The 23,274-nt window shown below is 64.1% G+C and carries 22 protein-coding genes and 2 tRNA genes; all 24 read left to right on the top strand.

The window, feature by feature from the left end; genetic code table 11:
- Positions 1–150 precede the first annotated feature (150 nt).
- Positions 151–2,076: an ATP-dependent zinc metalloprotease FtsH gene (gene ftsH / locus HUS23_01495; GenBank protein QKT02587.1), complete on the top strand. Its 1,926-nt coding sequence runs from the start codon at positions 151–153 to the stop codon at positions 2,074–2,076.
- 57 nt (positions 2,077–2,133) lie between these two features.
- The gene (folP, locus tag HUS23_01490) at positions 2,134–2,931 is read left to right on the top strand and encodes a dihydropteroate synthase (protein QKT02586.1); all 798 of its coding nucleotides are present in this window, start codon (positions 2,134–2,136) and stop codon (positions 2,929–2,931) included.
- A gap of 39 nt (positions 2,932–2,970) precedes the next feature.
- Positions 2,971–4,317, top strand: a complete 1,347-nt coding sequence (gene glmM, locus HUS23_01485; GenBank protein ID QKT02585.1) for a phosphoglucosamine mutase — start codon at positions 2,971–2,973, stop codon at positions 4,315–4,317.
- A 280-nt stretch (positions 4,318–4,597) separates the two neighbouring features.
- Positions 4,598–5,353, top strand: a complete 756-nt coding sequence (locus HUS23_01480; GenBank protein ID QKT02584.1) for a triose-phosphate isomerase — start codon at positions 4,598–4,600, stop codon at positions 5,351–5,353.
- A gap of 5 nt (positions 5,354–5,358) precedes the next feature.
- Complete coding sequence (gene secG / locus HUS23_01475; protein ID QKT02583.1) at positions 5,359–5,706, top strand: preprotein translocase subunit SecG; 348 nt, start codon at positions 5,359–5,361, stop codon at positions 5,704–5,706.
- 17 nt (positions 5,707–5,723) lie between these two features.
- Positions 5,724–5,808 (top strand) — tRNA-Leu (locus HUS23_01470).
- Positions 5,809–6,007: 199 nt separating this feature from the next.
- Complete coding sequence (locus tag HUS23_01465; protein ID QKT02582.1) at positions 6,008–6,364, top strand: NADH-quinone oxidoreductase subunit A; 357 nt, start codon at positions 6,008–6,010, stop codon at positions 6,362–6,364.
- A complete protein-coding gene (locus HUS23_01460) occupies positions 6,355–6,831 on the top strand; it encodes an NADH-quinone oxidoreductase subunit B (protein QKT02581.1) in 477 nt (158 codons plus the stop codon). Before HUS23_01465 ends, HUS23_01460 begins: the two co-directional genes overlap by 10 nt.
- 11 nt (positions 6,832–6,842) lie before the next feature.
- Positions 6,843–7,457 (top strand): NADH-quinone oxidoreductase subunit C, encoded by a 615-nt coding sequence (locus HUS23_01455; protein QKT02580.1) that lies wholly within the window; start codon positions 6,843–6,845, stop codon positions 7,455–7,457.
- A gap of 2 nt (positions 7,458–7,459) precedes the next feature.
- Complete coding sequence (locus HUS23_01450; GenBank protein QKT02579.1) at positions 7,460–8,713, top strand: NADH-quinone oxidoreductase subunit D; 1,254 nt, start codon at positions 7,460–7,462, stop codon at positions 8,711–8,713.
- The gene (gene nuoE, locus HUS23_01445) at positions 8,713–9,225 is read left to right on the top strand and encodes an NADH-quinone oxidoreductase subunit NuoE (protein ID QKT02578.1); all 513 of its coding nucleotides are present in this window, start codon (positions 8,713–8,715) and stop codon (positions 9,223–9,225) included. Before HUS23_01450 ends, nuoE begins: the two co-directional genes overlap by 1 nt.
- Before the next feature lie 36 nt (positions 9,226–9,261).
- A complete protein-coding gene (nuoF, locus tag HUS23_01440; protein QKT02577.1) occupies positions 9,262–10,539 on the top strand; it encodes an NADH-quinone oxidoreductase subunit NuoF in 1,278 nt (425 codons plus the stop codon).
- 40 nt (positions 10,540–10,579) lie between these two features.
- Positions 10,580–12,940, top strand: a complete 2,361-nt coding sequence (locus HUS23_01435; protein ID QKT02576.1) for an NADH-quinone oxidoreductase subunit G — start codon at positions 10,580–10,582, stop codon at positions 12,938–12,940.
- 64 nt (positions 12,941–13,004) lie between these two features.
- On the top strand, positions 13,005–14,069 hold the full coding sequence (gene nuoH, locus HUS23_01430; GenBank protein ID QKT02575.1) for an NADH-quinone oxidoreductase subunit NuoH: 1,065 nt from the start codon (positions 13,005–13,007) through the stop codon (positions 14,067–14,069).
- A gap of 10 nt (positions 14,070–14,079) precedes the next feature.
- Positions 14,080–14,568 (top strand): NADH-quinone oxidoreductase subunit NuoI, encoded by a 489-nt coding sequence (gene nuoI, locus HUS23_01425; protein QKT02574.1) that lies wholly within the window; start codon positions 14,080–14,082, stop codon positions 14,566–14,568.
- Positions 14,569–14,582: 14 nt separating this feature from the next.
- The gene (locus HUS23_01420) at positions 14,583–15,188 is read left to right on the top strand and encodes an NADH-quinone oxidoreductase subunit J (GenBank protein ID QKT02573.1); all 606 of its coding nucleotides are present in this window, start codon (positions 14,583–14,585) and stop codon (positions 15,186–15,188) included.
- An 82-nt stretch (positions 15,189–15,270) separates the two neighbouring features.
- On the top strand, positions 15,271–15,576 hold the full coding sequence (nuoK, locus tag HUS23_01415) for an NADH-quinone oxidoreductase subunit NuoK (protein ID QKT02572.1): 306 nt from the start codon (positions 15,271–15,273) through the stop codon (positions 15,574–15,576).
- A 16-nt stretch (positions 15,577–15,592) separates the two neighbouring features.
- Positions 15,593–17,545 carry an NADH-quinone oxidoreductase subunit L gene (nuoL, locus tag HUS23_01410; protein QKT02571.1) on the top strand — a complete coding sequence of 651 codons (1,953 nt, stop codon included), beginning with the start codon at positions 15,593–15,595 and terminating at the stop codon, positions 17,543–17,545.
- Positions 17,546–17,571: 26 nt separating this feature from the next.
- Positions 17,572–19,083 carry an NADH-quinone oxidoreductase subunit M gene (locus HUS23_01405; protein ID QKT02570.1) on the top strand — a complete coding sequence of 504 codons (1,512 nt, stop codon included), beginning with the start codon at positions 17,572–17,574 and terminating at the stop codon, positions 19,081–19,083.
- Between the two features lie 12 nt (positions 19,084–19,095).
- On the top strand, positions 19,096–20,535 hold the full coding sequence (nuoN, locus tag HUS23_01400) for an NADH-quinone oxidoreductase subunit NuoN (GenBank protein QKT02569.1): 1,440 nt from the start codon (positions 19,096–19,098) through the stop codon (positions 20,533–20,535).
- Positions 20,536–20,611: 76 nt separating this feature from the next.
- Positions 20,612–20,929 carry a DUF2818 family protein gene (locus HUS23_01395; GenBank protein ID QKT02568.1) on the top strand — a complete coding sequence of 106 codons (318 nt, stop codon included), beginning with the start codon at positions 20,612–20,614 and terminating at the stop codon, positions 20,927–20,929.
- A gap of 98 nt (positions 20,930–21,027) precedes the next feature.
- Positions 21,028–21,104, top strand: a tRNA-Met gene (locus tag HUS23_01390).
- A gap of 139 nt (positions 21,105–21,243) precedes the next feature.
- Complete coding sequence (rimP, locus tag HUS23_01385) at positions 21,244–21,702, top strand: ribosome maturation factor RimP (protein QKT02567.1); 459 nt, start codon at positions 21,244–21,246, stop codon at positions 21,700–21,702.
- Positions 21,703–21,775: 73 nt separating this feature from the next.
- A complete protein-coding gene (nusA, locus tag HUS23_01380; GenBank protein ID QKT02566.1) occupies positions 21,776–23,269 on the top strand; it encodes a transcription termination/antitermination protein NusA in 1,494 nt (497 codons plus the stop codon).
- Positions 23,270–23,274 lie beyond the last annotated feature (5 nt).

The raw sequence follows: 23,274 nt of genomic DNA, 5'->3' as shown, positions 1-23,274 counted from the left end.
TAGAGTTCTAACATCACGCTAGATGCCGAACCGGCGCTGCGGCGGCCGGTGGCGCCGTCAGGCGCCGCGTCAAACCTGCGGGGTGGCGACGGACGCAGCCACGCTGCGTCGCCGAACGTCCCGCCCTGATTCTCACACGAGGCATGGATTTTGAACGACATAGCCAAGAATCTCATCTTGTGGGTCGTCATCGCCATCATTTTGATGTCGGTGTTCAACAACTTCGGCCCACCGCGTACCCCGCAGGCCGAGCAGGTTGAATACTCGCAATTCATTAGCAGCGTTAATCAGGGGCAGGTCAGCCGCGTCGTGATCGAGGGCCGTGAGATCCGCGGCGAAATGGTCAACGGCACGCGCTTCCAGACCTTCAGCCCGGGCGATCCCGGTCTGATCGGCGACCTGTTGGACGCCGGTGTGGCGATCGACGCGCGCCCGCCCGAGCAGCAGTCGCTGCTGATGCAGATCTTCATCTCCTGGTTCCCGATGCTGCTCTTGATCGCGGTCTGGCTCTACTTTATGCGCCAGATGCAGGGCGGCGCGGGCGGCCGCGGCGCCATGTCGTTCGGCAAGAGCAAGGCGCGCATGCTCGGCGAGGACCAGGTCAAGGTCACCTTCGCCGACGTGGCGGGCGTCGAGGAAGCCAAGGACGAGGTGGTGGAACTCGTGGAGTTCCTGCGTGATCCGGGCAAGTTCCAGAAGCTCGGCGGCAAGATCCCCCGCGGCGTGCTGATGGTGGGCCCGCCGGGCACGGGTAAGACCCTGCTGGCACGGGCCATCGCGGGCGAGGCCAAGGTGCCGTTCTTCACGATCTCGGGCTCCGACTTCGTCGAGATGTTCGTTGGCGTGGGCGCCTCGCGCGTGCGCGACATGTTCGAGCAGGCCAAGAAGCATGCGCCGTGCATCATCTTCATCGACGAGATCGACGCGGTGGGCCGCCATCGTGGCGCGGGTCTCGGCGGCGGTCACGACGAACGTGAACAGACCCTGAACCAGCTGCTGGTCGAAATGGACGGCTTCGAGGGCAATGAAGGCATCATCATCATCGCCGCCACCAACCGCCCGGACGTGCTGGACCCGGCGCTGCTGCGCCCCGGCCGCTTCGACCGCCAGGTGGTGGTGCCGTTGCCGGATCTGCGCGGCCGCGAACAGATTCTCAAGGTGCACATGCGCAAGGTGCCGATTGGCGACGACGTGAAGCCGTCGGTGATCGCGCGCGGCACGCCCGGTTTCTCCGGCGCGGATCTTGCCAATCTGGTCAACGAGGCGGCCCTGTTCGCCGCGCGCGCCAACAAGCGCACGGTAGGCATGAGCGAGTTCGAGAAGGCCAAGGACAAGATCATGATGGGCGCCGAGCGCCGCTCCATGGTCATGAAGGACGAGGAGAAGCGTCTCACCGCCTATCACGAGGCGGGGCATGCCATCGTCGGCCTGTTGGTGCCCTCGCACGACCCGGTCTACAAGGTCAGCATCATTCCGCGTGGCCGGGCGCTCGGCGTCACCATGTTTCTGCCCGAGGAAGACCGCTACAGCTACAGCAAGGAGCGGCTGGAGAGCCAGATCAGCTCCCTGTTCGGCGGACGGTTGGCCGAGGAGCTCATCTACGGCAAGGAGCACGTCACCACCGGCGCCTCCAATGATATTCAGCGCACCACCGAACTGGCGCGCAACATGGTCACCCGTTGGGGCCTGTCCGACACCCTCGGGCCGATGACCTTCGAGGAGGAGCAGGGCGAGGTGTTCCTGGGCCACTCGGTGGGCCAGCACAAGAACGTCTCGCCCGAAACGGCGCAGCTCATCGACGGCGAGGTGCGCACCATCGTGGAGCGCAACTACGAGCGGGCGAAGCAGATCCTGGTCGACAATATGGACAAGTTGCACCTGATGGCCGAGGCCCTGGTGAAGTACGAGACCATCGACCGCGAGCAGATCGACGACATCATGGGCGGCCGCCCGCCGCGCCCGCCGCGCGACTGGACCGACCAAACCCCGGGCGGCGATCGGGTGGATACCGATCTCGGTTCCGAGTCGGGCGACAAGGATACCGGTCGCATCGGCGGTCCGGCCGGGCAGCACTAAGCGCCCCACGCTGTGGAGTTTGCGGGCCGGGCCCTGGACCTAACCCGTCCCCAGGTCATGGGGATACTCAATATCACCCCCGATTCGTTCTCGGACGGGGGTGTTTTTTATGCCTCGAGCAACCTTCGCCGTGCCGTCGAGCACGCCCATGCCATGGTGGCGGCCGGGGCCACGCTGCTCGACGTCGGCGGCGAGTCGACCCGCCCCGGTGCTGCCGCCGTCTCGGTGGAGGAGGAGCTCGCCCGGGTCGTGCCGGTGATCGATGCGCTGCGGCGTGAAGGCCTGCCCGCGGTGATCTCGGTGGACACCAGCAAACCCGCGGTGATGCGCGCAGCCGTGGCGGCCGGCGCGGGGTTGATCAACGACGTACGTGCGCTGGGGGCGGATGGCGCGCTGGAAACGGCCGCCGAACTGCAGGTCCCGGTCTGCCTGATGCACATGCAGGGGCAGCCGCGCACCATGCAGCAGGCGCCCCGCTATGCTGATGTCGTGGGCGAGGTGCGCGCCTTCCTGCGGGAGCGCGTGCGGGCTTGCGAAGAGGCGGGCATCGCCCGCGAACGCCTGATCCTCGATCCGGGCTTCGGCTTCGGCAAGCGGCTGTCGCACAACCTCGCGCTGCTGCGCGGTTTGCCGGCGCTGCTGGCGGACGGCCTGCCCGTGCTGGTGGGCATGTCGCGTAAGTCCATGCTCGGGCAGTTGCTCGGCGATGCGCCGGTGGATGCGCGCTTACATGCGGGTACCGCGGCCGCGGCATTGGCCGTTTATTTTGGCGCGCGCATCGTGCGCACGCACGATGTTGCGGCGACCTGGGATGCCGTGCGCGTCGCCGCGGCGGTGGCGCAGATCGAGCGATAACAGACCCGCAGGTATAGCGGGACGGAGTCTTGGGGGAACATGAACAAGAGATTCTTTGGTACCGACGGCATCCGCGGACGGGTGGGCGAGCCCCCGGTGACGCCCGAGTTCGTGTTGAAGCTGGGTTGGGCGGCCGGTCGTGTGCTGAGCCCGAAGGGCGGCGGCAGCGTGCTCATCGGCAAGGACACGCGCATCTCGGGCTATATGTTCGAATCGGCCCTGGAGGCGGGGCTGTCCGCCGCCGGGGTGGACATCCGTCTGCTCGGCCCGATGCCGACGCCCGCCATCGCTTATCTCACCCGCACGCTGGGCGCCCGCGGCGGCATCGTGATCAGCGCTTCGCACAATCCGTACTCGGACAACGGCATCAAGTTCTTTTCGGCAGCCGGGGAGAAGCTGTCGGACGAATCCGAATTGGCGATCGAGGCGGCCCTGGATGCACCGCTCACGACGGTCGACTCGGCCGCACTCGGCAAGGCCTCCCGCGTCCCGGACGCGCCCGGCCGCTACATCGAATTTTGCAAGAACACCCTGCCGCGGGACCTCGATTTCAGCGGTATGACGATCGTGGTCGACTGCGCGAACGGCGCCAGTTATCACGTCGCGCCGAGCGTGTTCGCCGAGCGCGGCGCGCGCGTGATTCCGCTCGGCGTGGAGCCCAACGGCCTGAATATCAACGACGGCTGCGGCTCCACCGCGCCCCAGGCTCTGCAGGCGGCGGTGCTCGCCCACGGGGCCGATCTCGGCATCGCGCTCGACGGCGACGGCGATCGGGTGATCATGGTAGACCACAAGGGCGAGTTGGTGGACGGCGACGAGTTGCTGTTCATTATCGCGCGCGACCGGCACCAGACCGACCGCCTGAGCGGTGGCGTAGTCGGTACCGTGATGAGCAATCTCGGGCTGGAGCATGCGTTGGACGCAATGGGCATCCCATTCGCCCGGGCGCCTGTGGGCGACCGCCATGTCCTCGAACGGCTCCAGCAGGACGGCTGGGTGTTGGGCGGCGAGTCCTCGGGCCACATCCTGTGTCTCGATCGCGCATCCACCGGGGACGGCATTGTGTCGGCGCTGCAGGTCCTGGCGGCGGTGGTGCGCACCGGCGTCAGCTTACATGCCCTCAAGGCGGGCATGAACAAATGCCCCCAGGTGTTGCTCAATGTCCCCGTCGTGCGCCGTTTCGAACCGGGTGAGGATCCGCGCGTGAGCGCCGCGGTGACCGAAACCGAGGCACAACTCGGGGGGCGTGGACGGGTGCTGCTGCGCGCCTCGGGCACCGAGGCCCTCATCCGCGTCATGGTGGAGGGCGAGGACGGTCCGCAGGTCGAGGCCGCGGCGCAGCAGCTGGCGGCGGTGGTGCGTGAGGCTGCCGCGGCGCACGCTTGAGTCGTCCCTTTGAGCTAAGTGCTTGTCACGCGAAGGCATAGCGTTTTCCGCTGTGAACCGCGTTGATTTATGGGGCACGCGGCGGTAAGCTTGCCCGCTCTCTCGGCAGGCTCGCGCTCGGCGCATGGAGCCGCCAACAGGACGCGCTGCCGCGTACTCAAAGGAGGAGGCCCCGCCGCCGCGACTCGCCGGGCGGGACGCAGGTCCAGCACGCGTAGAGACGGCCGCAACGGACAGGACGAGTTGCGGCCTTCACTTTTCTGATTCGGAAGGAGTTGTGATGCGTCAGCCGCTAGTGGCCGGGAACTGGAAAATGAACGGTTCCAAGGCGAGCGTCCGGACGCTCCTGGACGGCATCAAGGCCGGCCTCGACGAGGTCAAGGTAGCCGAAGTGGCGGTCTGTCCGCCGTTCGTCTACCTGGGCCAGGTCGAAACGGTGCTCCAGGGCGAGCAGCGGGTGCGCTGGGGAGCGCAGAATCTCAGCACCGAGCAGAGCGGCGCCTACACGGGCGAAATCTCGGTCGAGATGCTCAAGGATTTCGGCTGCACGTACGTGATCGTCGGCCACTCGGAGCGTCGCGCCCTCTATGGCGAAAGCGATGAGCTGGTTGCGCGCAAGTTCGCTGTGGCGCGTGCGGCCGGCGTGACGCCCATCCTGTGCGTGGGCGAGACGCTGGACGAGCGTGAGCAAGGCGTGACCGAGCAAGTGGTGGCGCGCCAGTTGGATGCCGTAATCGCTGCGCAGGGCGTCAATGCGCTGGACGGCGCCGTGGTGGCTTACGAGCCGGTGTGGGCCATCGGTACCGGCCGTACCGCCACGCCCGAGCAGGCGCAGGAGGTGCATGCCTTCATTCGCGGCCGGATCGCGGGGCACGACGCCGACATCGCGCAGCGCTTGCGAATCCTGTACGGCGGCAGCATGAAGGGCGATAATGCCGCCGATCTGCTGCGTCAGCCGGACATCGACGGCGGTTTGGTGGGTGGCGCCTCCCTCAAGGCGGACGAATTCATGACCATCTGCCGTGCGGCAGGTTAGGGCGCTTGATGCAAACGGTTCTCTTGATTCTGCATGTGATCGTGGCCGCCAGCCTTGTGGTGCTGGTTCTGCTGCAGCACGGAAAGGGCGCGGACGCGGGTGCTGCCTTCGGCAGCGGTGCGTCGTCCACGGTCTTCGGCAGCCGCGGTTCAGCGTCGTTTTTGAGTCGTTCCACGGCCATGTTGGCGGTCGTGTTCTTTATCACCAGCCTGTCGCTGGCCTATCTCTCGGGCCAACGGGCTGAAACCCGCAGCGTGACCGACCTGCCCACGCGGTCGGTTCCCGCGGCTCCTGAGCGTCCGGCGTCCGATGTGCCCACGGCACCCCGTGCCCCGGCCGAAGACTCTCGATAGGAGCAGTAGCAGTCTATGCCGAAGTGGTGGAACTGGTAGACACGCCGTCTTGAGGGGGCGGTGGCGCAAGCCGTGCCGGTTCGAGTCCGGCCTTCGGCACCATTATCTGGAGCACGGCTCCGCCTCGGCGGAGCCCACGCTCATTAATCTAAGTGGCTGATAGATAAATAGAACTCGCTGTCAGACGCGCTTGACACGGCGTCGCCGAGTGACCTAGACTCACTCATCTTTCAGTTGGCCAGCGCACATAACGCGTTGAAAAAGCTGGGAAAGTTGATTAAGCCCGGGGGCGGAGCAACTGATGCTTGAGAGCTATTTGCCGATACTAATCTTTATCGTGGTGGGCCTGGTCTTCGGGGCCGTCGCGATCGGCCTCGGGTGGGTTTTGGCCCCGCAACGCCCGGATACCGAGAAGCTGTCGCCGTACGAGTGCGGCTTCGAGGCGTTTGAGGATTCGCGCATGAAGTTCGATGTGCGTTATTACCTCGTCGCGATCCTATTCATCATCTTCGACCTCGAGATCGCATTTCTCTTTCCCTGGGCGGTGTCGCTCGACAACATCGGGGTCATCGGCTTCGCCGCCATGGCGGTGTTCTTGGGTATCCTCGTGATCGGCTTCATCTACGAGTGGAAGAAGGGAGCCCTCGAATGGGAATAGAAGGCGTACTTGAGAAGGGCGTGGTCACCACCACGGCCGACAAGCTCATCAACTGGGCCCGCACCGGCTCCCTGTGGCCCATGACCTTCGGCTTGGCCTGCTGCGCCGTCGAGATGATGCAGGCCGGTGCCTCGCGCTACGACCTCGACCGCTTCGGCATCGTCTTCCGCCCCAGTCCGCGCCAATCGGACGTGATGATCGTGGCCGGCACGCTGGTGAACAAGATGGCGCCCGCGCTGCGCAAGGTCTACGACCAGATGGCCGAACCGCGCTGGGTGATCTCCATGGGTTCGTGCGCCAACGGCGGCGGCTATTACCACTATTCCTATGCGGTGGTGCGCGGCTGCGACCGCATCGTCCCGGTGGACATCTACGTGCCGGGGTGCCCGCCCACTGCCGAAGCCCTGCTCTACGGCATTCTGCAGCTGCAGAACAAGATTCGGCGCACCAACACCATCGCGCGTTGAGAGGCGAGAGCATGTCGGAGTTCTATCGCAAACTGGCAGATGAGATCGCGGCGCGCTTCGGCGATGCGCTGATTTCCTGCGATGTGGCGGGCGACGAGGTCACGGCCGTGGTGCGCCGCGAACATCTCTTGGATGTGTGTCGCGCGCTGCGTGATGAAGAGGCGTTCGGCTTCGCGCAGCTGATGGACCTGTGCGGGGTCGACTACAGCGAGTACGGCATGGGTGCCTGGCAGGGCGAGCGCTTCGCCGCCGTCTACCACCTGCTGTCGGTGACGCATAACCAGCGCCTGCGCGTGCGGTGTTTTGCAGAAGGCGATCCGGCCATCCTGCCGTCGGTGGTGGATATCTGGAACTCCGCCAACTGGTACGAGCGCGAGGCCTTCGATCTGTACGGCATCGTGTTCGAAGGACACCCGGATCTGCGCCGCATTTTGACCGATTACGGGTTCGTGGGTCACCCGTTTCGCAAGGACTTTCCGCTTATCGGTCACGTCGAAATGCGTTACGACCCGGAACGCCAGCGCGTGGTCTATCAGCCGGTATCGATCGAGCCGCGCGTGTTGGTCCCGCGCGTCATCCGCCGCGACCATCGCTATCTCGAGCCCGAGCAGGCGAAGGGGAACTGACAATGCCCGAGATTCGCAATTACACGATGAACTTCGGGCCGCAGCATCCCGCCGCGCATGGCGTGCTGCGCCTGGTGCTGGAGATGGATGGGGAGGTGGTGCAGCGTGCCGACCCACATATCGGCCTGTTGCATCGCGCGACCGAAAAACTGGCCGAGACAAAGCCTTTCAATCAAAGCATAGGCTACATGGACCGGCTCGACTACGTGTCCATGATGTGCAACGAGCACGGCTATGTGCTGGCCATCGAGAAACTGCTCGGGATCACGCCGCCGCCGCGCGCGCAGTACATCCGCGTGATGTTCGACGAGATCACCCGCATCCTGAATCACCTGATGTGGCTAGGCGCGCATGGCCTGGATATCGGCGCCATGACGATCTTCCTGTATGCGTTCCGCGAGCGCGAAGATCTGATGGACTGCTATGAGGCCGTGTCCGGGACGCGTATGCATGCGACCTATTACCGGCCGGGCGGCGTGTACCGCGATCTGCCGGAGACCATGCCGCAGTACCAGCCCTCCAAGTGGCACAGCAAGGAAGAGGTCGCGCGCCTGAACGAGAATCGTCAGGGCTCGCTGCTCGACTTCATCGACGACTTCACGCAGCGCTTCGATGGCTACGTGGATGAATACGAAACGCTGCTAACCGACAACCGGATCTGGAAGCAGCGCACGGTCGGTATTGGTGTGGTGTCGCCCGAGCGCGCGCTGCAGCTCGGCTTCAGCGGCCCCATGTTGCGCGGTTCGGGGATAGAGTGGGACCTGCGTAGGAAGCAGCCCTACGAGGTATACGACCAGCTCGAGTTCGACATTCCGGTGGGCGTGAACGGGGACAGTTACGACCGTTACCTGGTGCGTGTGGAAGAGATGCGCCAGGCGAATCGCATTATCAAGCAGTGTGTGCGGTGGCTGCGCGCCAATCCCGGTCCGGTGATGCTGCAGGATTACAAGCTCGCCCCGCCGCGCCGCGAAGAGATGAAGGACGACATGGAAGCTCTCATTCATCACTTCAAGCTCTTCACCGAGGGCTACACCGTGCCGGAAGGCGAGGCCTACGCCGCCGTCGAGCACCCCAAGGGCGAGTTCGGCGTGTACCTGATTTCCGACGGGGCCAACAAGCCCTATCGGGTCAAGGTGCGTGCGCCCGGCTTTGCCCATCTGTCGGCCTTGGACGAGATGGCCCGCGGGCACATGCTCGCCGATGTGGTGGCGATCATCGGCACGCAGGACATCGTATTCGGGGAGATCGACCGCTGATGAGCCAGCCCAAGTCCGCTCACGAGAGCCGCGTGGACCTGATCAACGCCGCCTCCCGCGCCGAAATCGACCATTGGGTCGCGAAGTATCCGCCCGAGGAGAAGCGCTCGGCGGTGATGCCGGCGCTACGCATCGTGCAGGACCAGAACGGCGGTTGGCTCACCACCGAACTGATGGACGCGGTGGCCGAGTACCTGGAGATGGAGCCCATCGCCGTGTACGAAGTCGCGACGTTCTATTCCATGTACGAGTTGAAGCCGGTCGGTAAGCACAAGATCTGCGTATGCACCAACGTCTCCTGTATGTTGTGCGGCTCGAACGACGTGCTCGCGCACCTCAAGCAGCGCCTCGGTATCGGCCTCGGCGAGACCACCGCCGATGGTCGCTACACCATTAAAGAGGTGGAGTGCCTGGGCGCGTGCGTCGATGCACCGATGTTCCAGATCGGCCGCACGTACTATGGCCAGCTGACCCCGGCCAAGATCGACGAGATTCTCGACAACCTGGACTGAGTCGCGCGGCGCGCGACTCGCTCCAGCGGAGGACCGATGGCGAACGAAGTCTGCTTCCGAACCCTGCACGAGCCCGAGCCGTGGACGCTGGGAACCTACCAGCGTCATGGGGGCTATGAGGCGTGGCGTAAGATCCTCGCCGAGAAGACGCCGCCCGAGACCATTATCGCGGAGCTCAAGACCTCGGCACTGCGCGGGCGCGGTGGCGCGGGCTTTCCGACCGGCCTCAAGTGGAGCTTCATGCCGCGCAATGCGCCGGGGCAGAAGTACATCGTCTGCAATTCGGATGAGGGCGAGCCGGGTACCTGCAAGGACCGCGACATCCTGCGTTATAACCCCCATGCGCTGATCGAGGGCATGGCGATCGCCGGTTACACCATCGGCGCCTCCGTGGGGTACAACTACATCCGCGGCGAGTTCTGGGAGCCCTTTGAGCGCTTCGAAGCCGCGCTCGCCGAGGCTTACGCGGCCGGCCTGATCGGCAAGAACGTGCTGGGCTCCGGGGTCGATTTCGACCTGTATACGCACCTGGGGGCCGGCGCCTATATCTGCGGCGAAGAAACCGCGCTGCTCGAATCGCTCGAGGGCAAGAAGGGTCAGCCGCGCTTCAAGCCGCCGTTCCCGGCGAGCTACGGTCTGTATGGGCGCTCGACGACCATCAACAACACCGAGACGCTGGCCTCCGTTCCGGAGATCATCCGCAAGGGTGGCCAGTGGTTCCTGGACATCGGCAAGCCCAACAACGGCGGCAGCAAAATCTTTTGCATGAGCGGCCACGTCGAGCGGCCCGGCAACTACGAGGTGCCGATGGGCACGCCGTTCGCGGAGTTGCTGGAGATGGCGGGCGGCGTGCGCGGCGGGCGCAAACTGAAGGCGGTGATCCCGGGTGGTTCCTCCGTGCCGGTGCTGCCCGGCGACGTCATGATGGACGTGACCATGGATTATGACGGCATCGCCAAGGCCGGCTCCATGTTGGGCGCCGGCTCGGTGATCGTGATGGACGACACCACCTGTATGGTGCAGGTGCTGCAGCGCATTTCGCACTTCTATTACGAGGAATCGTGCGGGCAGTGCACGCCGTGCCGGGAAGGCACCGGCTGGCTTTCGCGCATGATCCACCGCATCGAGCATGGTCGCGGCCAGCCCAACGACCTCGAGCTGCTCGACGACGTCGCGCGCAAGATCGAAGGGCGCACGATCTGCGCCCTGGGCGACGCGGCCGCGATGCCGGTACGCAGCTTCATCAAGCATTTCCGCGACGAGTTCGAGTATCACATCGAGCACAAGCGGTGCATGGTCGGCGCAGGCGCGTGAGCCCTCGCACCTTGAAGTTCAGCAAACTACGGACCGCACGATGGTAAACATCGAGATCAATGGCGTAACGATTCAAGCCCGCGATGGCGCAATGGTCATCGAGGCGGCGGACGAAGCCGGTATCGTCATCCCGCGCTTCTGTTACCACAAGAAGCTGTCCGTGGCGGCGAACTGTCGTATGTGCCTGGTCGAAGTCGAGAAGGCGGCCAAGCCGCTGCCGGCGTGTGCCACGCCGGTGACCGAAGGCATGCGCATCTTTACGCGCTCGCCCAAGGCGCTCGATGCCCAGCGCGGCGTGATGGAGTTCCTGCTGATCAACCATCCCTTGGACTGCCCGATCTGCGATCAGGGCGGCGAGTGCGATCTGCAGGACATCGCCATGGGCTTCGGCGAGGACATCTCGCGCTATCAAGAGAAGAAGCGCGTCGTCAAAGACAAGAACATCGGGCCGCTGATCTCCACCGACATGACGCGCTGCATTCATTGCACGCGCTGCGTGCGCTTCGGGCAGGAGATCGCCGGCGTCATGGAGCTCGGCGCCACGGGGCGCGGCGAGCACATGGAGATCGGCACCTACATTGAGAAGAGTGTCACCTCGGAGCTGTCCGGTAACGTCATCGACCTGTGCCCGGTCGGCGCACTGACCTCCAAACCGTTCCGGTATTCGGCCCGCGCGTGGGAGTTGGTCCGTCACGACGGCGTGGCGCCGCACGACTGCATTGGCTCGAATCTGCACATCGAGACCCGCGGTCAGCGCGTTATGCGCGTGCTGCCGCGCGAGAACGAGTCCATCAATGAGACCTGGATCTCCGATCGCGACCGGTTCAGCTACCTCGGCCTGTACGCCGAAGACCGTTTGCAGACGCCGATGGTCAGGGTGGCAGGCCAGTGGCAGGAGACGGACTGGGAGACCGCGCTCAAGCGCGTGGTGGAAGGGCTCGAGGGGGTGCGCAAGGAGCACGGGGCCGATCAGCTCGGTGCCTTGATGTCGCCTTGCGCCACCACTGAAGAGATGTACCTGCTCCAGCGCGTCATGCGTGCGCTGGGCAGCCATAACATCGACCATCGTCTGCGTCAGAGCGACTTCCGTGCGCAGGGGCAGATGCCGGCTTACCCCGGTTTGGGTGTGAGCATCGAGGACCTCGAGAGCGCCGACACGGTGCTGCTGGTGGGCTCGAACATCCGCAAGGACCAGCCCATTGCCGCGCATCGCCTGCGCAAGGCCGCGGTCAATCAAGGCGCGCGGATCAGCGTGCTCAACCCGGTCGACTATGACTTCCGCTTTCCGTTGGCCCATAAGTTGGTCGTCCATCCGCATCAGATGGTCGACGCTTTGGCGGGCGTGGCCAAGGCGCTGCTCGATGCCGGTCGTGCGGCCCCCGAGGGTCTGGCCAAGCACCTGGACGGCGTGCAGGCCGACGCCGCGCAGCGCGCGGTCGCCGAGCAACTCAGCGAGGGCGCCAAGGCCGTGGTGCTGCTGGGCAATGTGGCCCACGCCCATCCGCGGTACGCGGAACTGCGCATGCTTGCCGACGCGGTGGCGCGCATGAGTGGGGCGACCTTCGGCCAGTTGACCGAAGGCGGCAATGCGGCGGGTGCCTGGCTAGCCGGCGCGGTTCCGCATCGCGTGGCCGGCGGCGCCGCCGCGCCCAAGGCGGGCCGGGACACCGCGGCGATGGTCGCCGACGGTCTCAAGGGGTACGTGCTGATGGGCATCGAGCCAGAGTACGACTGCGCGGCCCCGCGGCGCACGCTGGAGACCTTGCTGGCGGCCGAGTTCGTAGTCGCGCTCAGCGCGTACGTCACGGATACCATGCGCAGTTACGCCGACGTGCTGCTGCCTATCGGTGCCTTCGCCGAGACCTCGGGTACCTTCGTCAACGCCGAAGGCCGCTGGCAGAGTTTCGGTGGCGCGGGGGCGCCGCTCGGCGACGCACGTCCCGCCTGGAAAGTGCTGCGCGTGTTGGGCAACCTGCTCAACCTCCCTGGCTTTGAGTATCTGAGTTCGGAAGAGGTGCGCGACGAATTGCGGGCTCAGGTTCCCACGCAGTTGGAGACGCCGGCTTGGCAGTGGGTGGAGCCCGCGGCATCGAGTTCGGCGGGTGCGTCGCTGATGGCGGAGGCATCCATCTATGCCGTCGATCCGCTTGTGCGTCGTGCCGGGGCACTGCAGCAAACCGAAGATGCCCAGAGTGTGCGCGCGCTCGTGAACGAAGCGACGGCCGCCAAGGCGCACGTCTCCGGTGCGGGCTCGGTGGTGCTGCGCGGCGGCGATTACAGCGTGACCTTGCCGCTGGTGATCGACGCGCGCGTGCCCGACGACTGCGTGTGGGTGCCGACGCTTCCGCAGGGCGCCGGCTACATCGGGGTACTGGATGTGGAGGTCAGCCCCGGAGCATGACGGCGCTGCGCGGCGCTTGCAGAACAACAATCGGCACAGACAGACGCTTGGCGAGAATAGCTGAATGATAGAGTTCATGGTGACCCTGACCGCCTGGATGCCGGACGGCCTGCAGACGGTGGCCCTCATTTTGTTCAAGATGAGCCTGATCCTCGGCCCGTTGATGCTGGCGGTCGCCTATTTGACCTTCGCCGAGCGCAAGGTCATCGGCTACATGCAGGTGCGCATCGGCCCGAACCGGGTGGGTCCGCGCGGTTGGCTCCAGCCCATCGCGGACGCGCTCAAGCTGATGTTCAAAGAGATCATCGTGCCGAGCGGTGCCAACCGCTATCTCTTCATTCTGAGCCCGATTCTCGCCATGGGTCCGGCGCTGGCCGCGTGGGCGGTGATTCCGTTCAACGAGGGTTGGGTGCTGGCGGACATCGACGCCGGCCTGTTGTATGTGCTCGCCATCACCTCGATGGGCGTTTACGGCGTGATCATTGCCGGTTGGGCGTCCAACTCGAAGTACGCATTCCTGGGCGCGATGCGCTCGGCGGCGCAGATCGTCTCCTATGAGATCGCGATGGGCTTCGCGCTCGTCGGCGTGCTGATGGCCGCGGGCAGTCTCAACCTCAGCAACATCGTGCTGGCGCAGTCGGGCAGCATCCTGCACTGGTATTGGCTGCCGCTGCTGCCACTGTTCCTCATCTATTTCATCTCCGGCGTGGCGGAGACCAACCGCGCGCCGTTCGACGTGGCGGAGGGCGAGTCGGAGATCGTGGCCGGTTTCCACGTCGAGTACTCGGGTATGGCCTTCGCGGTGTTCTTCCTGGCCGAGTACGCCAACATCATCCTGATTTCGACGCTGGCGGCGCTGCTGTTCATGGGCGGCTGGCTGTCCCCGTTCGAGGGTATTCCATTCCTCGAAGCGGTGTTCGCATGGGTGCCGGGCATTTTGTGGCTCATGCTCAAGATCGCCTTCTTCCTGTTCCTGTTCCTGTGGTTCCGCGCCACCTTCCCGCGCTATCGCTATGACCAGATCATGCGGCTTGGCTGGAAGGTGTTCATTCCGCTGACCATCGTCTGGCTGTTCGTGCTGGGCGTGGCCATCCTGGCCGAGGTCGGGCCCTGGTTCTCGCGCGGCTAGGAGACAACGCATGAGTGGATTCTCTGGCAAGATCAAAAGCCTGTTTCTGATCGAGCTGCTGCGCGGCATGCGCCTCACCGGTCGGTATCTGTTCCGGCCCAAGGTGACGGTGCAGTATCCGGAGGAGCGCACGCCGCAGTCGCCGCGCTTCCGTGGCCTGCATGCCCTGCGCCGCTATCCGAACGGCGAGGAGCGCTGCATCGCCTGCAAGCTGTGCGAGGCGGTCTGTCCGGCGCTCGCCATCAAGATCGATTCCGAGCAGCGGGCCGATGGCACGCGTCGTACCACGCGCTACGACATCGACCTGACCAAGTGCATCTTTTGCGGCTTCTGCGAGGAATCCTGCCCGGTCGACTCGATCATCGAGACACGCATTTTCGAGTACCACGGCGATAAACGCGGCGATCTGTACATGACCAAAGACAAGCTGCTCGCCATTGGCGAGCAATATGAAAAGCAGATTGCCGCAGACCGCGCGGTCGACGCGCGTTACCGCTAGGAGTCGACGACGACATGGGCGTGGAAAAGGCGATTTTTTACATCTTCTCGTTCATCCTGGTGGCCTCGGCCGTCATGGTGATCACGGTGCGCAACCCGGTGCGCGCGGCTTTGTTTCTGGTGCTTGCGTTCTTCACCAGCGCCGGCGTCTGGTTGTTGCTCGAGGCGGAGTTCCTCGCCATCACGCTGGTGCTGGTGTACGTGGGCGCGGTGATGGTGCTGTTCTTGTTCGTGGTGATGATGTTGGACATCAATGTGGCGCCGCTGCGCGAGGGGTTCATCCGTCACTTGCCGGTCGGGGCAGTGGTCGCCATTGGCATGGTGGCGGTACTCATTCTGATGGTGGGGCCGCAGCATTTCGGCCTCGATCTGGTCGAGGCACCCCCCAGGCAGGGGCCGGATTACAGCAATACCGAGCACTTGGGCACCGTGCTCTACACCGCCTACCTGTATCCGTTTGAGATCGCCGCGGTCATTCTGCTGGTCGCCATTGTGGCGGCGATTGCGCTGACCCTGCGCCGTCGCCCGGACACCAAGTACCAGCGCCCGGAGGATCAGGTGAGGGTGCGCCGCGCCGATCGCGTGCGCTTGGTGAAGATGGCATCCGAGAAGCGCCGCTAACGATTGCAGCAACGAAGGCTAACCAACTACACGAGCGAAAACTCGACGTGGGCCGCGCTGCGGCGCGGACTGAGGAACGACAATGCTTGCCTTATCCGATTTCCTGATCTTGGGGGCCATCCTGTTCAGCCTGAGCGTGGCCGGCATCTTCTTGAACCGAAAGAACATGCTGATCCTGCTCATGTGCATCGAGCTGATGCTGCTCGCGGTGAATATGAATTTCATCGCCTTTGCGCACTTTCTCCAGGACATCACCGGGCAGGTATTCGTGTTCTTCATCCTCACGGTGGCTGCGGCGGAGGCGGCGATCGGCCTCGCGATTCTGGTCGTGCTGTTCCGCAATAAGAACACCATCAACGTCGACGACCTCGAGAGTCTGAAGGGATAGCGCCGTGACCGAGAACATGCAGAACATACTCCTCGCGATCGTTCTGGCCCCGCTGATCGGGGCGGCGCTGGCAGGACTCTTCGGTAAGCAGATCGGTCGGGCCGGGGCCCACTGGGCCACGATCATCGGGGTCGCGATTTCGACCGTGCTGTCGCTGCTGGTGTTCAAGCACTTCGTGTTTGACGGCGCGCCGACGTATAACGAGTCGGTCTATACGTGGATGACCGTGGCCGGCATCACCCTGGAGATCGGTTTCCTGGTCGATCGCCTCACCGCCATGATGATGGTGGTGGTGACCTTCGTCTCGTTGATGGTGCACATCTACACCATCGGCTACATGAAGGATGACCCGGGCTACCAGCGCTTCTTCAGCTACATCTCGCTGTTCACCTTCTCCATGCTCATGCTGGTGATGGCGAACAACTTCCTGCAGCTGTTCTTCGGCTGGGAAGCGGTGGGGCTGGTGTCTTACCTGCTGATCGGATTCTGGTACACCCGGGAGAGCGCGATCTACGCGAACCTGAAGGCCTTCCTGGTCAACCGGGTCGGCGACTTCGGTTTCCTGCTCGGCATCGCCGCCGTCCTGATGTACTTCAACACCCTCGACTACGCCGAGGTATTCGCCGCCGCGCCGATGTTCGAGCACGTCACCATCCAGATCATTCCGGGCGTGGAATGGTCGCTGATGACGGTGATCTGCATCCTGCTGTTCATCGGAGCCATGGGTAAATCGGCACAGGTCCCGCTGCACGTCTGGCTGCCCGATTCCATGGAGGGCCCCACGCCCATCTCGGCCCTGATCCACGCGGCCACGATGGTCACCGCCGGCATCTTCCTGGTGGCGCGTATGTCGCCGCTGTACGAGCTGTCGGTGACGGCGCTCAGCGTGGTACTCGTGATCGGGGCGATCACCGCACTGTTCATGGGCTTCCTCGGCATCATCCAGAACGACATCAAGCGGGTAGTGGCGTATTCGACGCTGTCGCAGCTCGGCTATATGACGGTCGCGCTCGGCGCTTCGGCCTACGCCGCGGGTATCTTCCACTTGATGACGCATGCCTTCTTCAAGGCGCTGCTGTTCCTGGCCGCCGGCTCGGTCATTATTGCCATGCATCACGAGCAGGACATCCGTAAGATGGGCGGCCTGAAGAAGTACCTGCCCATCACGTACTGGTGTTCGCTGCTCGGCACCCTGGCGCTGATCGGCGCACCGGGCTTCGCGGGCTACTTCTCCAAGGACGCCATCATCCTCGCGGTGGGGGCCTCTGAGACCCCGGGTTCGGGTTTCGCGTACTTTGCGGTGGTGCTCGGCGTCTTCATCACCGCGCTATACAGCTTCCGCATGTTTTTCCTGGTGTTCCACGGCAAGGAGCGCATGGACGAGCACACGCGCCACCACCTGCACGAGTCACCATGGGTGGTCACCGTCCCGTTGATCCTGCTGGCAATCCCGTCGGTGATCATCGGCTGGCCCTATGTGAGCAGCATGGCCTTCGGTGATTTCTTCGGCGACGCCATCTTCGTGCTGCCGCAGCACGACGTGCTGGCCGCGGTGGGTGCGGCCTACCCGACGGCGTGGGCGATGTTCCTGCATGGTTTCGTCTCGCTGCCGGTGTGGCTGGCCGTCGCCGGCGTGCTGACCGCTTGGTATCTGTACCTCAAGCGGCCGGACATCCCGGCGGCCATCAAGGAGCGCTTCTCGCTGGTGCACCGCGTGATGGAGAACAAGTACGGCTTCGATGCCTTCAACGACTGGTTCTTCGCCGGCGGTAGCCGCGGGCTGGGCCGCACCCTATGGCAGGTCGGCGATGTGCGGCTGATCGACGGGCTGATCGTCAACGGCAGTGCGCGCGTGGTCGGCTGGGTGTCGGGCGTCGCCCGTCAGGTGCAGTCGGGTTACCTGTACCACTACGCGTTTGCGATGATCATCGGCCTGCTGCTGCTACTGATCGGCTTCGTGCTCGCCTGAGCCCATAAGAAAAAGGTGACATTTCGATGTTTTCCGATTTGCCATTGCTGAGCCTCGTTATCTGGACGCCGATCCTCGGCGGCCTGCTCGTGCTCGCGGCCGGCGACCGCCACGCGTTGGAGGCCAAGGTGCTGGCCTTGGTGGTGTCGCTGGTCACCTTCGGGCTCTCGCTGCCGCTGTACTTCCAGTTCGATATCACCACGGCGCAGATGCAGTTCGTCGAGTTCCGGCCGTGGATCGAGACCTTCGGGATTAACTACCACTTGGGGGTGGACGGCATCTCGATGCCGCTCATCCTGCTCACCACGCTGATCACCATCCTGGTGGTCATCGCCGGGTGGGAGGTGATTCGGTACCGCCCCTCGCAGTACATGGCGGCGTTCCTGATCCTCGAAGGCCTGATGGTGGGCGTGTTTGCCGCGCTCGACGCGGCGTTGTTCTACGTCTTCTGGGAAGCGCTGCTGATCCCGATGTTCCTGGTTATCGGTATCTGGGGCGGCCCGCGGCGCGTCTACGCCACGATCAAGTTCTTCCTGTACACCTTCTTCGGCTCGGTGTTCATGCTGGTCGCGCTGATCTACCTGGCCATGCAGGCGGACAGCTTCGCGATCCTGGACATGCATGCGGTCCAGATCGGCCTGACGGCACAGATCCTGATCTTCCTCGCCTTCTTGATTGCGTTCGCGGTGAAGGTGCCGATGTGGCCGGTACACACCTGGTTGCCCGACGCCCACGTGGAGGCGCCGACCGGGGGCTCGGTGGTGCTGGCCGCGATCATGCTCAAACTGGGCGGGTACGGCTTCCTGCGTTTTAGTCTGCCCATCACGCCGGACGCCAGTCGCGAGCTCGATATCCTGATGATCGTGCTGTCGTTGATCGCGGTGGTGTACATCGGCTTCGTGGCGCTGGCGCAGCGCGATATGAAGAAACTGATCGCCTATTCGTCGATCTCGCACATGGGTTTTGTCACGCTCGGTTTCTTCATCGCCTTTGCGGTGATGCTGAATACCGGCCCCCAGGGGGCAGCGCTCGGCGTGCAGGGCGGTATGGTGCAGATGATCTCGCACGGCTTCGTCTCCGGCGCGCTGTTCCTGTGCGTCGGCGTGCTGTACGACCGCCTGCACAGCCGCGAGATCAGCACCTATGGCGGTGTCGCCGCCAGTATGCCGATCTTCTCCGCCTTCATGGTGCTGTTCGCGATGGCCAACGCCGGCCTGCCGGGCACGTCCGGCTTCGTCGGCGAGTTCATGGTTATCCTGAGCGCCTTCCAGGCCAACTTCTGGTACGCCTTCCTGGCGGCGACCACGCTGATTCTCGGTGCGGCCTACACCCTGTGGATGGTCAAACGCGTGGTGTACGGCAAGGTGCGTAGTGCCGAAGTCGCTGCGCTGCAGGATGTGAACGGGCGCGAGTTCCTGGTGCTCGCGGTGCTGGCGTTCTTCGTGCTGCTCCTTGGCGTGTGGCCCGAACCGCTGCTGGCCGTGATGCAGGTCACTGTGGACAACCTGCTCGCCCACATCGTCGAATCCAAGCTGTAGGACTGAAAGAACATGACCTTCGCGACCGCCCATTTGCTGCCGCTGGCGCCGGAAATCTTCGTTCTGGCGATGGTGTGCTTGATCCTCGTCGTGGACCTCTTCCTGTCCGACACCAACCGTGGGGTGACCTACCTGCTCTCGCAGGCCACCCTGGTCGGGGCAGTGGCCATAACCCTGGGGGTATCCACCGGCGAGACGCGGTTTGCCTTCAATGACACCTTCGTTGCGGACCCGATGAGCGATCTGCTCAAGATCGCCATTTATGTCGCGGTGTTCGTCGTGTTCTTGTACTCGCGTGAGTACCTGCGCATGCGCCAGTTGTTCAAGGGCGAGTTCTACGTGCTCGGCCTGTTCGGCATGCTGGGCATGATGGTGCTGGTGTCCGCCAACAATTTCCTCACCATTTACCTGGGCCTTGAGCTGCTGTCGTTGTCGCTGTATGCGATGGTGGCCCTGCGTCGCGATTCGGTCGCCGCTTCCGAGGCGGCCATGAAGTACTTCGTGCTCGGTGCGCTCGCCTCCGGCATGCTGCTGTACGGCATCTCCATGCTGTACGGCGTGAGCGGCACGCTCGACCTCCGTGAGTTGGGCACCTTGATCGCCGAGGGCGACCACAACCGGGTCTTGCTGGCCTTTGGCCTGGTGTTCGTCATCGTCGGCATCGCCTTCAAGCTCGGTGCGGTGCCGTTCCACATGTGGATCCCCGACGTCTACCACGGCGCGCCGACGGCGGTGACCCTGTACCTCAGCACCGCCCCCAAGCTGGCCGCGTTCGCCATGTTCATGCGCGTGATGGTCGACGGCCTGGAGGGTTTGCACGGGGACTGGCAGGGCATCATCATCATCCTCGCCGTGCTTTCGCTCGCGGTGGGGAACGTCGTAGCCATCGCGCAGTCGAATATCAAGCGCATGCTGGCCTATTCGACGATTGCGCACGTCGGCTTTCTATTGCTCGGCCTGCTGGCGGGCACGCCGGAGGGTTATGCGGCGGCGATGTTCTACACCATCGCCTACGTGCTGATGGGGCTGGGTGCCTTCGGCATGATCGTGTTCCTCAGCCGATCAGGTTTCGAGGCGGAACGGCTCGATGACTTCAAGGGTCTCAATGAGCGCAGTCCGTGGTACGCGTTCATGATGTTGATCCTCATGTTCTCGTTGGCCGGTGTGCCGCCGTTTCTGGGCTTCTGGGCGAAGCTCGCCGTGCTGCGCGAGGTGGTGGCGGTCGAGTTGTGGTGGCTGGCGATCGTAGCGGTGGTGTTCTCCATCATCGGGGCGTTCTATTACCTGCGCATCGTCAAGCTGATGTACTTCGACAAGCCCGAGGACACCGCCCCGATCGTCGCGAGCAGCGATATGCGCTTCATGCTGAGCGCGAACAGCTTGGCGGTATTGGGGTTCGGCTTGTTCCCCGGCGCGCTGCTCGCAGTGTGCGTGGCGGTGCTGGTGCCTTGAGGCGCCGCGCCGCGCTCGGCACCGACGGATAGAACCGGATGCCGGCTTCGGCGGGCATCCACGATGGAGGGATTCGATGTCCTACAGCCTGGCGATAGGCATTTTGTTCGTGATCGCGATAGTGGCCGCCAATCTGCCATGGCTGAGCGAGCGCATCTTTTTCATCAAGCAGCCGCGCGACGGGGTGAAGCCCTTCTATGTGCGCTTGCTGGAGTGGTTCGTGCTGTACTTCATCGTGGGGGCCATGGCGCTTGGTCTGGAACAGGCGGCTACCGGCCAGCGCTACGAACAGGGGTGGGAGTTTTACGTCATCACGGCCTGCCTCTTCCTCGTGTTCGCCTTCCCTGGGTTCATCTATCGCTATGATCTGAAAAGGCACTTGCAGCGTCATTGACCGGCCGCCGCGAGCGCCCGGGTGCCGCAGGGACACCCGGTGGAGCGGTTTTGTCGCTTGAAATGCCTGGAGCGGCTGGGTACAATGCACGAATCAGATGCGGGGTGGAGCAGTCCGGTAGCTCGTCGGGCTCATAACCCGAAGGTCGTAGGTTCAAATCCTACCCCCGCTACCACATCCTGGTAGTGCGAAGGGCCCCGGTATCGGGGCTTTTTGTTAACCGCTGCGGCGGGTTAGTAGTAGCGGAACACGCGACGAGTCGGCGGTTTAAGGAAGTGGGCCTATGGCCCTTTTTTTGTTTACGGGAATGTGAAATGGCGCGCGCAGGCAAGGCCTTGGAGAACTTGATTGAGCCGGCCGTGACGGCGCTCGGTTACGAACTCGTCGGCGCCGAGTTTCACTCCCAGGGCGGCCGCGGCGGACTGCTGCGACTGTATATCGATGCCGAGGCGGGTATCACGCTGGACGACTGTGAGCGGGTGAGTCGCCAGGTGAGCGCCGTGCTGGAGGTCGAGGACCCGATCCCGGGGCGCTACACCCTGGAGGTGTCATCGCCGGGATTGGATCGGCCGCTGTTCAGCGCCGCGCACTATAACCGCTTCCTCGGTCGCCGGGCGCGGCTGCGCCTGCAGCAACCGGTGGAAGGGCGGCGCAAGATCACCGGTGTCATCGTCGCCGTGCGTGACGAGACGGTGGTGCTGGAAGAAGACGGCGCGGAGTATGCCGTGCCGCTGGTGAACGTGGAGAAGGCGAACCTGGTCCCGGAGAACTGAGGGCGGGTGCGCCGGCTGGTAAGCGCGGATGATGCGTCCCGTGGGGTGCGGCGGGCGCGGTAGAGGCGGGGCTATGACGAAAGAGATCCTGTTGGTGGCGGAAGCCGTCTCGAACGAGAAGGGCGTCGACAAGGAGATTATCTTCGAGGCGATCGAGGCGGCTCTGGCGACGGCGACCAAGAAGCGCTATCTGGCGGATATGGAGGTGCGTGTCGAGATCGACCGCACGAGCGGTGATTACCGTACCTTTCGTCGCTGGGAAGTGGTGGAAGACGCCGACGCCGTGGAGGCGCCGGACCGGCAGATCGTCCTCACCGACGCGCGCGAGAAGAATCCGGAACTGAACGTGGGTGACTTCGTCGAAGAGCCCATGGAGTCGGTGGAGTTCGGGCGCATCGCGGCGCAGACGGCCAAGCAGGTCATCGTGCAGAAGGTGCGCGAGGCCGAGCGCCAGCAGGTGGTCGATGCCTACCAGGACCGCGTGGGCGAGTTGGTCAACGGCGTGGTCAAGCGCATGGATCGCGGCAGCGTGATTCTGGATCTCGGCGGCAATGCCGAGGCGCTGATTCCGCGCGAAGAGTTGATTCCGCGTGAGGCCTTGCGTCCCAACGACCGCTTGCGCGGCTATCTGAAGGACGTGCGCCCCGAGGCCCGTGGCCCGCAGTTGTTCGTGAGCCGTACCGATCCGCAGATGCTCGTCAAGCTCTTCGAATTGGAGGTGCCGGAAGTCGGTGAGGGGCTGATCGATATCATGGGCGCCGCGCGCGACCCGGGGCTGCGGGCCAAGATCGCGGTGCGCTCGAACGATCCGCGCATCGATCCGGTCGGCGCGTGCGTGGGCATGCGTGGATCGCGCGTGCAGGCGGTGTCCAACGAACTCGGTGGCGAGCGGGTCGACATCATCCTTTGGGACGAGAACCCGGCGCAATTCGTGATCAATGCCATGTCGCCTGCCGAGGTGGTCTCCATCGTCATGGACGAGGAGGCGCACAGCATGGACGTCGCGGTGATGGACGAGCAGTTGGCGCAGGCGATCGGGCGCAACGGGCAGAACGTGCGGCTTGCCAGCCAGTTGACCGGCTGGGAGATTAACGTCATGACCGAGGCGCAGTACGAGGAGAAGAGCGAGGCCGAAGCCAAGTCGCTGCAGGCCCTGTTCCAGGAGCAGCTCGACGTGGACGAGGAGGTCGCCGCCATTTTGGTGCAGGAGGGTTTCTCCAGCATCGAAGAGGTGGCCTACGTCCCCGTGGACGAGATGCTCGAGATCGAAGAGTTCGACGAGGAAATGGTCGAGGAGTTGCGCCGGCGTGCCAAAGACGTGCTGCTGACGCGCGCGATCTCACAGGAAGAGCACGCGGCCGAGCCCGCCAAGGATCTGCTGGAGATGGAAGGTATGGACTCGCCGCTCGCGTATGTGCTCGCCAGCCGCGGTGTGGTGACCATGGAGGACCTTGCGGAGCAGTCCGTGGACGACCTTCTGGAGGTCGAGGGCATGGACGAGGAGCGCGCAGCGCGGCTGATCATGACGGCCCGCGCGCCGTGGTTTGAAGAAGAGCGTAGGAGTTGATGCGC

The sequence above is a fragment of the Ectothiorhodospiraceae bacterium 2226 genome, assembly GCA_013348725.1.
Taxonomy (GTDB): domain Bacteria; phylum Pseudomonadota; class Gammaproteobacteria.
Note: the sequence above shows the minus strand (reverse complement) of the source record. Positions and strands in the feature narration are given on the sequence as shown.